Raw genomic sequence first — 12,290 nt, 5'->3', positions numbered from 1 at the left:
TTCATGGTGTTAATAACTAATAGCGACTATATTTTATTAGGTAACAAAAAATATTAACTTTGTTTTTATGCAATTAGAAACTTACATAAGCGATTTATTATACCGTTACGAATGTGTTACTGTGCCTGAGTTTGGTGCTTTTTTATCACAACGTGTTTCGGCAACTGTTCATGAATCTACTAATGCATTTTATCCACCAAAAAAACAATTATTGTTTAACGAGCAAATTCAAAATAACGATGGCTTGTTAGCGCGTTATATTGCTGATGTGGAAAAAATTCAATACGAAACTGCCACAGAAAAAATTGCAAAACGTGTAAAAGTGTTAAAATCTAATTTAACACAAGGTGAAACCATTTCACTTGAAAATATTGGTGAGTTAAAACTTAATAACCATAGTAAAATAGAGTTTAACCCAAGTTACCACTTAAACTATTTAACGGATGCTTTTGGATTGTCTCAATTTGTTTCTCCAGCTGTTTCGCGTGAAGTTTACAAGGAAGAGGTTGAAGCTATTGAAAAAGTTATTCCTTTAACCATAACTCCAGAAAAACGTTCGGCTTCAAAAACCACCAAACCTTATCTTAAATATGCTGCTGTTGCTTTAATAGCGCTTACACTAGGAGGTTTAGTTTCTGGTAATTATTATGTAAACGAGATTAACGCTCAAAACGAAATTGCTCAAGAAGAAGCGAATGCACAGTTAGAAACTAAAATTCAAGAAGCTACTTTTATTATTAGTAATCCTTTACCAGCTGCTACTTTAAATGTAAGTAAGCAATCTGGAAACTACCATATTGTAGCTGGCGCCTTTAGAGTTGAAGCAAACTGCGATAAAAAAGTTTCTGAACTTAAAGCCTTAGGTTTTAAAGCTAGAAAAATTGGAACTAATAAATACGGCTTACACCAAGTAGTTTATTCTAGTTTTAGTGATAGAAACGAAGCATTACGTGAGTTAAAAAGTGTTAGACAAAGCGATAATGAAAACGCGTGGTTGTTAGTTAAAGCACTAGACTAAACTTTCTCTTAAATTTTCCTAAATCTTAAGGCTGAAATTCTAAATCGGTTTACCTTTGTGGTTAATATTTTTAGAAAACATTCTGAAGGTATTGCATATGGATTTTCGCCTAGGCGAAAATCAAAAATAATCATTTTCTATGGAAGCAAGAACAGCAAAACACTCAAGAACAATAATGACAGATATGGTTTTAACTGGTGAAACCAACCCAATTAATAATCTTTTTGGTGGCGAACTGCTTGCTAGAATGGATCGTGCTGCTGGAATTAGTGCGCGTCGTCATTCTAGACGTATTGTTGTAACCGCTTCTGTAAATCACGTGGCTTTTAATCGTGCTATTCCATTAGGAAGTGTTGTTACTGTAGATGCTAAAGTCTCTCGCGCTTTTAAAAGCTCGATGGAAATTTATATAGACGTTTGGATTGAAGACAGAGAATCTGGTGTAAAAGCGAAAGCCAACGAAGCTATTTATACTTTTGTAGCTGTAGATGAAACGGGAAGACCTGTTCCTGTTCCAGAATTAATTCCAGAAACTAAAATAGAAATTGAACGTTTTGAAGGTGCTTTAAGACGCAAACAATTAAGTTTAGTTTTAGCTGGCAAAATGAAACCTAACGACGCTACCGAATTGAAGGCATTGTTTCAATAAATTTAATAAGATTATTGCCTCTTAGGAATTTTACATTTTATAAATCCAGCTGGATGGGTTTTGCGTTTTATCATCCTTATCAATTCTAAATTTTAGAATAGTTTCTCCTGTAGTTGGGTTAGTAAACACCTCGCCAATTTCTTGTTTAGTAGTTACCTTATCTCCTGTTTTAACATAAATTTTACCTAAGTTTTGATAGGTGGTAATATAGTTACCATGTTTAATCATTACAATAGGATTGCTACGTCTAGGTTTTAAAATACTCATAACCTCACCATTAAAAACAGCACGTACTTTTTCGCCTTTAGCTGTAGAAATTCTCACACCATTACTGTTAATGGTTAAGTTTCTATCTAAAGGCGATGGTTGTTTGCCATAGCGCAGTTTTACCACACCTTTTTCTACAGGCCAAGGTAATTTACCTTTATTGCCTAAAAAGTCTGCTGCAAGCGCTTTAGCTTCTGCTGTTAAAGCAAAACTTTTAGATTTTGTAGTTGTTTTTACTCCAGCCTTTTTATTAGAGGCTGCAATAGCTTCACTAATTAATTTATCTATTTCTCTATCTATTAGACTAGCTTCTTTTTGTTTTGCTTTAATTTGAGCAGTATATTTATTTAAATCCTTTTTAATAGATTGCATAATCTCCTCGTGCTCTTTACGTTCTTTCTGAAGCGTTTGTTGCTCAATTTTATTTTCAGCAATAAGTTTACTTTTTGCTTCTTTTTGCTCTAGAAGATTAAGGTTAGCGTCTTGTAAATCCTTTGTTTTTACTTTAATCTTTTCTGCCTGTTCTTTTTGGTAATCTGCATATTGGTTTAAATACTGCACACGTTTATAAGCTTGTTTAAAAGTGTTTGAAGACAACAAAAACATAACACGACTTTGTTTGTTCTTATTCTTGTATGCTTTTTGTAACATGCTTGCATAGCTTTCTTTTAGCAATGTTAACTCTGCTCTATTTGCAGTAATTTGCTTCTGGTTATTATTAATTTCTCGAGTTAATAAATTGGCTTGTTGATTGGTAACTTTAATGAGGTTTTCTCTAACACTTAGTTTATGATTTAGATCTTCAATTTGAGAGATTTGAGACTTTTTTTTAGATTGGTTTGAAGATAATAATGAATTTATTTGTTGAATTTCTCTGGATAATTCTAAACGCCTAGCCTCTAACTCTTTTTGCTTTGCTCCTTGAGCAAATACAGAGATACTGCTAATAAGAAGTAGGCTAAAAACTAATATTGTATGTTTAAAGCTTTTCATTATTTAAGAGTAATTAGTTTATAACCTGAAGGAATAGAGAAAGGAAACCTAAGGTTTTTATTTAGTTCTACACCTTTAAATACTAAATCTATACTTAATTGATCGTCATTCTCAAGGGCAATAATTTTAATGCGCTCTGGTACTATTTCTTTTTCAACATTTTGATATGCTAAATAATTAATTTCAAGATGACGTTGCACTTTAGATTGGCTTATTTGCTGAGAATCCATTTTAAAGTGAGTTGGATTAAATAGCATAAACAATTCAAATACGTCATTTTGAGTTATAGGTTTAAGCATATACGATTTTTCGAAAACAGAAGCTTCATAATCTTTTGCATTGGGTTTAAAAACAGGCTCTCCTAAAAGTAATGCTTGTACTTTGTTAAAGTCTAACTCTGTGCCTAACAACTGACTTAAATAAGTGAAATCTCCATCAAAATATGTGCCATCTAATTTATTGTAAAAAGCTACTCTATTAGGAGTAATAAGTGCTTTAACAATTCCTAACTTACTCATCCAAATAGTTTTGTCCTTTTCCATTCTAAAAGATACAGAAGCAGACTGCGACTTTTCTCCATCGTTAGAATCTATTTTTAATCGTCCACTTAACGTATTTAGCTTAGTATTATTTTTAGTATTGTTTTTAATAATTTGTTTTGCAGAAAGGTTTGTATTTAAGGTGCCATTATCTGCTATTGTTTTAGCAGATTTACAACTTACAAAACCAATACAGATTAAAAGTATTAGCGAAAATATTTGTGGTCTAAAGGTCATTTAATTTGGGATTTCTAACTTTTTAGCTTTATCACTAAACGTTTTTGCTTTAGCTAAATTGTTTAAACCTTTGTAAGCTTTACTTAACTGCTTATAAAAATCGGCTTCCATTTTATTATCTTCTATAATGTAATCTAATCCTATTTCAAGACTTTGTATGGCTTGTTTGTGTTGAGATAATTGATTAAATGCTACACCATTTATTAAATAAAGTACAGGTTGAGATGGATACTTTTCTAGACCTAAAGTACTTTTTTGTTCTGCTTGTTCAAACTCATTTAAATCGATATGTAATAAAATAATATTTCTTAATATTCCAAAATTTTCAGGCTCTTGTGCTTGTGCTTTTGTATAATATTCTATTGCTTTTACTTTATTGTTTTTTTCTAAATAATATTCTGCTATTTCTACAAACGTTTTAGCATCTGCAGTATCCTCTGTAACTAAAGTTGTGATTTCTACTAAGTCTTTTTCGTATTCAGGGTTTTTACTTACAAAACTCACAAAGTCTTTTATTACTTTTAACTTAGCTTCTGGCTTTATTTGTTTGCTTGATAAAACAACTTTCATAGACTGTTTTGCCATAGTTACATTGTCTTCTTCAAGATAAAATTTATAAAGAGCGAGATGAACTAGTTGTGATTCTGGCTTAATTTCCAATAATTTTTTAGCGGTTTCAAAAGCTTTTTTATTCTCGTTATTTTCACTGTATCTAAAGATTAGTGCTAAATAGTTTTTTTCGGCATCTGGATTATTATCAACACGATCTTCGAGGTTTTTTATTTGTTGTTTTTTTTGACCTGTTGCATTGTAAATTTGATTTCGTAAACGGTCTCTAACATCTGTAACTCCTAACTCTTGATCTAAATCGTCTAATACTTTAAGTGCCTCTTTATAATTTTTTGTTTTAACGTATAATGCTGCTAAATCCTCTTTATAATCTGGATGGTATTTTACTAGCTGCTTAATTGTTTTTATTGCTTTACTATACTCTTTTTGCTGCGCATAGCTTTCGTATAATTCATCTAAATACCACTCGTTATCTGGAACAATGCTTATTGCTTTTTTAAGTGCATCTTCTGCTGATCCATAGTTTATAAGCTTATTGTAATTTTTACCTAATTCAAAATAAAGAATAGATTCAGAATCATCTATTGCAATACACTTTTGAAGTGCAACAATGGCTTTATCGTAATTTTCTATTGCTTTTTGCTGAAGCGCCTCGTAGAATAATTCTTGAAACTCATCTGTAACATTTCCAAGATCATCATCTGGTTTAGCTTTAGAATCTACTTGTGCAGATGTAGCCTGAGAGAAGAGTAGCAATCCGAAGATAAAAAGTAATATATAATGTATTTTGTTTTTCATTTTTATAAATGCTTCAACAAGCTCAGCGTAACATTCTACAATCAATAGTTATTCCAAAACTGAATAATCACCAATACTAATTTTGGTAAATTTACCATCGTACTTAACATGATTACCAATCATAGCTTGGTCTAAATTAGCGTTTTTTATTGTGGTATTATTTTGTATTAAGCTATTTTTAATTGTACTGTTTTCAATAACGCAATGGTTACCAATAGATACATTTGGTCCAATGGTTGTGTTTTTTAACACTACATTTTCACCTATATAACAAGGCTCAATAATGTTTGAGTTTTCGTTTTTTACAGAGGTTGCTATTAATTGTTCTTCACCATCTGCTTTTAAAAAACCTAACATACGTTGGTTAGTTTCTAAGGTAACAGCTTTATTACCACAATCCATCCATTCGCTAACTTCACCTGTTTTAAATACTTTTCCGTTAGACATCATGCCTTTAATACCATCGTTAATTTGGTATTCGCCTCCATTAATTATATTGTTATCTAACACTTTTTGAAGCTCAGCTTTTAATACTGAAACTTCTTTAAAATAGTAAATTCCAATAACTGCTAAATCGCTTACAAATTGTTCTGGCTTTTCAACCAATTCAACAATCTCTTTTTTATCGTTTAACTTAACAACACCATACGCTTCTGGTTTTTCTACTTGTTTTACCCAAATTACGGCATCTGCTTCTGGATCTAAGTTAAAACTGGCTCGAATAAGTGTATCTGCATAAGCAATAACTGCTGGTCCAGAAAGCGACTCTTTTGCACACATAATAGCATGACCTGTTCCTAAAGGTTGATCTTGTCTATAAATAGATGCCTTTGCGCCTAAATTTTTTGCTAGGTCTTTTAAGCTGGCTACTACATCGTCACCAAACCAAGCTGGATCGCCTAATACAAAAGCAATCTCTTCGATTGGTTGATTTAATACTTTTACTATGTCTTTAACTAAACGATGCACTATTGGTAGTCCTGCAACAGGAATTAACGGTTTTGGAACTGTTAAACTATGTGGACGCAGTCGAGAACCTCTTCCTGCCATTGGTACAATTATTTTCATATTATAAGGTTGGTTTATTTTTTATTTAGTTATTGATTTATTTTTTCTAGAAATTTACGATTAATGTTCCTAAATTATTTTACCCCTGTGCTTCCAAAGCCACCTGCTCCTCTCTTAGTTTCAGAAAGCGTTTTAACTTCTATCCATTCTGCCCTTTTATGCTTAGCAATAACTAATTGTGCTATGCGTTCTCCATTTTCGACTATAAATACTTCTGTAGATAAATTAACTAATATTACACCTACTTCACCTCTGTAATCTGCATCTATAGTTCCTGGAGCGTTAAGCACTGTAATGCCTTTTTTTGCTGCAAGACCACTTCTTGGTCTTACTTGTGCTTCTGTACCTAAAGGAAGTTCTAAAAACAAGCCTGTTGGCACTATGGCACGATCCATAGGTTTTAGTATTATGTTTTCTTGAATATTTGCTCGTAAATCCATTCCTGCTGAGGCAATGGTTTCGTAGTGTGGTAAAGCGTGAGCAGATTTGTTTATTATTTTTATTTGCATTAAAAATTTATTTGAGATTCTTAACTTTTATTCAGAATGAGATTTAGATTATTTGTTTAATAATTGTTTTAATTCCTTTTTTTCAAGCTGAAAAACGATGCCTAAAAATACAATTAATGCTCCAATTCCAATAATATAATCACCTCTAAAAATGTAAAAATACAACATAGAAAGTGTTGTTGACAGTCCAAAATAAAGTATAATCTTTTTTAAATTATATGGAACAGGATAGTATTTTCTTCCAAAGAAAAAAGACAAAAACATCATTAAAGCATAAGCTGAAAGTGTAGCGATAGCTGAGCCTTTAAAGCCAATTTTAGGAATTAACACATAATTTAATACCAATGTAATGATAGCTCCAAATATTGAAATATAAGCACCAAACTTTGTGCGATCTGTAATTTTGTACCAAACGGAAAGGTTATGATAAATACCTAAACAAAAGTTTGCTAATAGAATAAATGGTACTATCCACATGGCTTCGTAATAGGCTTCACTTCTAATTATATAAGGTTTTAAAACATCTGCAAAAACAACAACACCCAATAGAATTACAGAGCCTAATGCTACAAAGTACTCTAATATTTTTGCGTAATTTTTTTGCGGATTTTCTGTTTTAGAATGACTAAAAAAGTAAGGCTCAATTCCTAAACGGAAAGCGGTTGCAAATAAGGTCATGAACAACGCGAGTTTGTAACAGGCTGAGTACATTCCTATTTGTTCATCTGCTATATTTTCTGGTAATAGTTTTTCTAATAAAATACGATCGAACGTTTCGTTTATAGAAAATGCAATACCAGCAATTAAAACTGGCATAGCATAGCGCATCATTTTTTTCCAAAGCTCTGTGTCGAATCTAAATTTAATTTTAGTGTAAAATGAGAGTAATAGTATTAACGTAATTGCACTAGCAATTAAATTAGATATAAATATATAACTGATTTCGAAATCCTGAATGTAAATAATATTAAAAACAGAATGACTCTGAGCTAAGCCTTTTAAATACAATAACAAGAAAACATTGAGACCTAAATTTATTGCTACGTTTAATATTTTAATAATTGCATAGCGCATAGGTCTTGCTGTTGCTCGCAACCAAGCAAATGGAATAATAACCAAAGCATCTAAAAGTAAAATTATAAAAATTAAGTTTAGATATTTTAGTTCTATATTAATTAGTGTTGATATATGATTTCTAAGAAGAAAAGCTCCACCTAATAAAACAAATGAACTTATTATTAGTGAAATGGAAGATGTGCTAGTTACTTTTTCTTGATCTTCAACTTTATTAAAAAACCTAAAAAAGGCAGTTTCCATTCCATAAGCTAGAACCACATTAAAAAGCACGAAGTAGGCAAATATAAAAGAAACGCGTCCATACTCTGCTGTAGATAATACAGTTGGATTTGTATACAATGGCACCAAAATAAAGGTTAACATTCGTGGTAATACAGTTGCTAAACCGTAAATAAATGTTTGTTTAAAAAGAGATTTAAATCCGCTCAAATTGGTATATAATTATTAGCTTAAATGTATTGTTTTTGTGAGACCTATAAAAGTATTTAGATTAGATTTTGCCATTTGATAATGGGTTTAAATTTTAGTTTATGTACTCTTACACTAAAAAACTAATCTTTATTTTGTTTTGGAGGAGCAGAAGGATAATATTTTGCAGCTTTCTCAACAATATTATACACTTGAAAATATTTAGTTTCACCATTGTCCAGATAGCTAATCATGCATTCGTTATCTTTTAATTCGAAAGGAAAAGGTTCTGGCTTAGTTGGAACAGTATTGCCATATTCGGCTTTGTCCTCATTACTCATGATAAGACCAACTTTATTTGATTTTAGATTTGCAAAATGTGATGCTTTACCAGACTGCATTTCACCAATCATCCCTCTAAAATAGACCTTCTCTAGTTTGTAATTAGATTTATTAATTAAGGTAGGAAAATAAATATTTATTCCAGACCCTCCTTCTTCCTTTCCAGAAATAGAACGTTGAAAATAAGTGTCTCTTATAAAAAGAGGCATTTGTTTACCTCTAACTTGTGTTACTTGGTTTTCGTCTCCTTCATTTGTTTGTCCAATTTCGTCTGTTTGTTGAGAATGACTAGTAGATTGAGCTTTTTCCATAGTTGTAGATTCTTTAGAACACTTACATTGTGTTAAACTTGATAGCATTACTATTGATAAAGTAAAAAATACTACTGTTTTATATCGTTTCATGTTTTTAAATTTAATTCTAAATATAGTAAAACAATATTCATTCCGTTTTTTATTAAATTCAATATGTGGGTAAAACGAAAAAAACCTTGCTCTATTTGAACAAGGTTTTTTATACTAACTTTTTAATTTTCTATTTCTAAAAAAATAGAAATTAATTATTTAAAGCTTCTGCACCACCAACAATCTCTAATATCTCATTAGTAATAGATGCCTGACGTGCTTTATTGTATGTTAATTTTAATTGATCTCTAAGTTCGGTTGCATTATCTGTTGCTTTGTGCATCGCTGTCATACGTGCACCATGCTCACTTGCAAAACTATCTCTAATCCCTTTGTATAATTGTGTTTTTAAAGACTTAGGTATTAATTGCTCTACAATTTCAATTTTTGATGGCTCAAAAACATAATCTGAATTTACATTAGCCTCTCCTTCTACTGGTACTATTGGTAAAAATTGCTCTGTCATTACAATTTGAGTAGCCGCATTTTTAAATTTGTTGTAAACGATTTCTATTTTATCAAATTCGCCTGTTACAAACTTATCCATTAAAACCTCTGCTATTGTTGCAACATTATCGAAAGTTAAATCATCGTAAATACTACTATGATTTGCAACTACAATACCTTTTTTAGAAAAAGCATCATTAATTTTCTTTCCAATAGCTATTACAGATACCTTTTTTCCAGAATGTACATTATCAATTAAATGTTGTGTTTGCTTGATAATATTCGAGTTAAAAGCACCAGCTAAACCTCTATTTGAAGAAATTGAAACTATAAGTACATTTTTAATGTCTCTTTCTTCAGAATACTGACTTCCAGAATCTGCATCAAGAGTTGCACTTAAGCTCTGTAAAAGCTCGGTTAGCTTATCTGCATAAGGACGCATTGCAGTAATAGCATCTTGCGCTTTCTTTAACTTAGCAGCAGATACCATTTTCATGGCACTAGTAATCTGCATTGTCGAAGACACTGACGATATTCTATTACGTATTTCTTTTAAATTTGCCATATTTTAAAATATGAAATATAATATTCCTGCTTCTAAATGTTTAAAAGCAGTAATGTTAATTATGATCTATATTTAGCAGAAAGGTCTTTACAAACAGTTGTTAAAGTGTCTGTAACCTCATCTGTTAATTTCCCTGCTTTTAAAGTATCTAATACGTCTCTATGTTTTGCGTTTAAGAACTCTAAATAATCGCGTTCAAATTCTTTTACTTTTTCTACAGGTACGTCCTTTAGTAAATTTTTAGATCCAGCATAAATAATTGCTACTTGATCTTCTACTGTAAACGGATCGTTTTGACCTTGTTTTAAAATCTCAACATTACGCTTACCTTTATTAATTACGTTTAAAGTAACTGCATCTAAATCTGAACCAAACTTAGCAAACGCTTCTAATTCACGATACTGTGCTTGATCTAATTTTAATGTTCCAGATACTTTTTTCATGGATTTAATCTGAGCATTACCACCTACACGAGATACAGAAATACCTACATTAATTGCTGGACGTACACCAGAGTTAAATAAATCTCCATCTAAGAAAATTTGTCCATCTGTAATAGAAATTACGTTTGTTGGGATATAAGCTGATACATCACCTGCTTGTGTTTCAATAATTGGTAAAGCTGTTAGAGAACCACCACCTTTTACTAATGGTTTTAATGAATCTGGTAAATCATTCATCTCTTTAGCAATAGCATCATTATTAATAATTTTTGCTGAACGCTCTAATAATCTTGAGTGTAAGTAGAAAACATCTCCAGGATATGCCTCACGTCCTGGTGGACGTCTTAATAATAAAGATACCTCACGGTATGCAACGGCTTGTTTTGATAAATCATCAAAAACAATTAAAGCTGGTCTACCAGTATCTCTAAAATATTCTCCAATAGATGCTCCTGTCATTGGTGCATACACTTGCATTGCAGCAGGATCTGATGCGTTTGCAGCTACTATTGTCGTATATGCTAAAGCTCCTTTTTCTTCTAAAGTTTTAGCAATTAAAGCTACTGTTGAAGCCTTTTGACCTACAGCAACATATATACAATATACAGGCTCACCTGCATCGTAAAATTCTTTTTGATTTAAGATAGCATCAATACAAACTGCAGTTTTACCTGTCTGTCTATCTCCAATTACTAACTCACGTTGTCCTCTACCAACTGGAATCATGGCATCAATGGCTTTAATTCCTGTTTGTAATGGCTCTGTTACTGGTTCTCTGTAAATAACACCAGGTGCTTTACGCTCTAAAGGCATCTCGTAAGTTTCACCAGTAATAGGTCCTTTTCCATCAATAGGGTTTCCTAAAGTATCTACAACACGACCAACAATACCTTCACCTACTTTAATAGATGCAATACGTTCTGTACGCTTTACTGTAGAACCTTCTCTTACTCCTACTGAAGTTCCTAATAATACAATACCTACATTATCTTCTTCAAGGTTAAGTACGATACCTTCTAAACCGCCTTCGAATTCTACTAATTCTCCATATTGAGCGTTAGCTAATCCGTAAGCACGTACAATACCATCACCTACAGTTAATACTGTTCCAACTTCGTCTAATGAAGCGCTAGCTTCGAATCCTGAAAGTTGTTGTTTTAAGATTGCTGATACTTCAGCTGGTTTTACTTCTGCCATCTTATTATTTATTTAATTTTTAGGATAAACTCCTTGTATTCTAATTTGTAATTATTATTGTTGGTCTGTTTCCTGAAACATTTCTATCGTATTTCCTTGCAAACCGCTAAGCATTTTCTTGATTAACGCTTCCGTCTTTGTTAAAAACCTCAGACTTGTATAAAGCTTTAATTAATTTTTTTCTTGATAATTGAACTTCGCACTCTAAATCTATATCTAAAAACCTTAACTCTGCGTAATTTTCTTTTACCATTGATTGGTAAGGCGCTTTAGATTTTGGATTTCTAGGTGATGGAGATGGCTTATCGAAACTTTGGTATTGTAATACTATTACATCATCTTCATCTAAATTCATGATAGTACATGATGCAGAAAAAGTACCACAGTCGTCAAACTTTAAATATTCAACTTTATTTACATAGGCAATATCTTTCTTTATTTTAACTTTTTGTGCATTCGCAGAAAAAGCTAAAAGAAGGATCCCAATAAATAATGTTGTTTTAATAGTTTTCATAATTAGTTTAATATAAATTCTCTTTTTAATTTGCTTAGTTGATTTAAAATACTTGCGTCGTATTGTAAATCTCCAACTCTTAGAACAAAACCTCCTAAGATGTTTTCGTCTATAATATTTTCTACCGCAACTTCTTTTCCTGTAAGTTCTTTAACTTTTGCTAAAACTTTTACCTTTAAATCTTCTGTTAATGGCAGAGTTGTGGTTACTGTTGCAAGTTCTGTACCTGTTAATTTATCGAATAA

At 31.5% G+C, this 12,290-nt stretch carries 13 protein-coding genes; 2 read left to right on the top strand and 11 right to left on the bottom strand.

What is annotated here, in order from left to right:
* The first annotated feature begins 67 nt into the window (after nt 1–67).
* Both P8H50_RS00530 and P8H50_RS00525 read left to right on the top strand, forming a co-directional pair.
* Entirely contained in the window at nt 68–1,018 is a 951-nt protein-coding gene (locus P8H50_RS00530; RefSeq protein ID WP_300204252.1) for an SPOR domain-containing protein, read from the top strand.
* 139 nt (nt 1,019–1,157) lie between these two features.
* Nucleotides 1,158–1,667: an acyl-CoA thioesterase gene (locus P8H50_RS00525; protein ID WP_300204248.1), complete on the top strand. Its 510-nt coding sequence runs from the start codon at nt 1,158–1,160 to the stop codon at nt 1,665–1,667.
* A gap of 30 nt (nt 1,668–1,697) precedes the next feature.
* Here the strand turns inward: P8H50_RS00525 and P8H50_RS00520 are convergent, their stop codons facing one another.
* The 11 genes from P8H50_RS00520 to P8H50_RS00470 form a co-directional block, all read right to left on the bottom strand.
* Nucleotides 1,698–2,927 carry a peptidoglycan DD-metalloendopeptidase family protein gene (locus P8H50_RS00520; protein WP_300204244.1) on the bottom strand — a complete coding sequence of 410 codons (1,230 nt, stop codon included), beginning with the start codon at nt 2,925–2,927 and terminating at the stop codon, nt 1,698–1,700.
* The gene (locus P8H50_RS00515) at nt 2,927–3,703 is read right to left on the bottom strand and encodes a DUF4292 domain-containing protein (protein ID WP_300204241.1); all 777 of its coding nucleotides are present in this window, start codon (nt 3,701–3,703) and stop codon (nt 2,927–2,929) included. Before P8H50_RS00515 ends, P8H50_RS00520 begins: the two co-directional genes overlap by 1 nt.
* Nucleotides 3,704–5,071 (bottom strand): tetratricopeptide repeat protein, encoded by a 1,368-nt coding sequence (locus P8H50_RS00510; RefSeq protein ID WP_300204237.1) that lies wholly within the window; start codon nt 5,069–5,071, stop codon nt 3,704–3,706.
* A 48-nt stretch (nt 5,072–5,119) separates the two neighbouring features.
* Nucleotides 5,120–6,139: a sugar phosphate nucleotidyltransferase gene (locus tag P8H50_RS00505; protein ID WP_300204232.1), complete on the bottom strand. Its 1,020-nt coding sequence runs from the start codon at nt 6,137–6,139 to the stop codon at nt 5,120–5,122.
* A 74-nt stretch (nt 6,140–6,213) separates the two neighbouring features.
* Nucleotides 6,214–6,648: a dUTP diphosphatase gene (gene dut / locus P8H50_RS00500; protein ID WP_300204227.1), complete on the bottom strand. Its 435-nt coding sequence runs from the start codon at nt 6,646–6,648 to the stop codon at nt 6,214–6,216.
* Between the two features lie 48 nt (nt 6,649–6,696).
* Entirely contained in the window at nt 6,697–8,154 is a 1,458-nt protein-coding gene (locus tag P8H50_RS00495) for an oligosaccharide flippase family protein (RefSeq protein ID WP_300204224.1), read from the bottom strand.
* Nucleotides 8,155–8,276: 122 nt separating this feature from the next.
* Complete coding sequence (locus P8H50_RS00490; protein WP_300204221.1) at nt 8,277–8,879, bottom strand: hypothetical protein; 603 nt, start codon at nt 8,877–8,879, stop codon at nt 8,277–8,279.
* A 151-nt stretch (nt 8,880–9,030) separates the two neighbouring features.
* Entirely contained in the window at nt 9,031–9,891 is an 861-nt protein-coding gene (atpG, locus tag P8H50_RS00485) for an ATP synthase F1 subunit gamma (RefSeq protein ID WP_300204218.1), read from the bottom strand.
* A 59-nt stretch (nt 9,892–9,950) separates the two neighbouring features.
* Nucleotides 9,951–11,531, bottom strand: coding sequence for a F0F1 ATP synthase subunit alpha (atpA, locus tag P8H50_RS00480; RefSeq protein ID WP_300204215.1), 1,581 nt, complete (start codon nt 11,529–11,531; stop codon nt 9,951–9,953).
* A 106-nt stretch (nt 11,532–11,637) separates the two neighbouring features.
* The gene (locus tag P8H50_RS00475; RefSeq protein ID WP_300204212.1) at nt 11,638–12,045 is read right to left on the bottom strand and encodes a hypothetical protein; all 408 of its coding nucleotides are present in this window, start codon (nt 12,043–12,045) and stop codon (nt 11,638–11,640) included.
* Between the two features lie 2 nt (nt 12,046–12,047).
* Nucleotides 12,048–12,290: F0F1 ATP synthase subunit delta (locus P8H50_RS00470; protein ID WP_300204209.1), on the bottom strand; the 243-nt coding region annotated here is incomplete at its 5' end.

Origin of the sequence: Lacinutrix sp. (genome assembly GCF_029238095.1) — a bacterium.
Classification (GTDB): domain Bacteria; phylum Bacteroidota; class Bacteroidia; order Flavobacteriales; family Flavobacteriaceae; genus Lacinutrix.
Note: the sequence above shows the minus strand (reverse complement) of the source record. Positions and strands in the feature narration are given on the sequence as shown.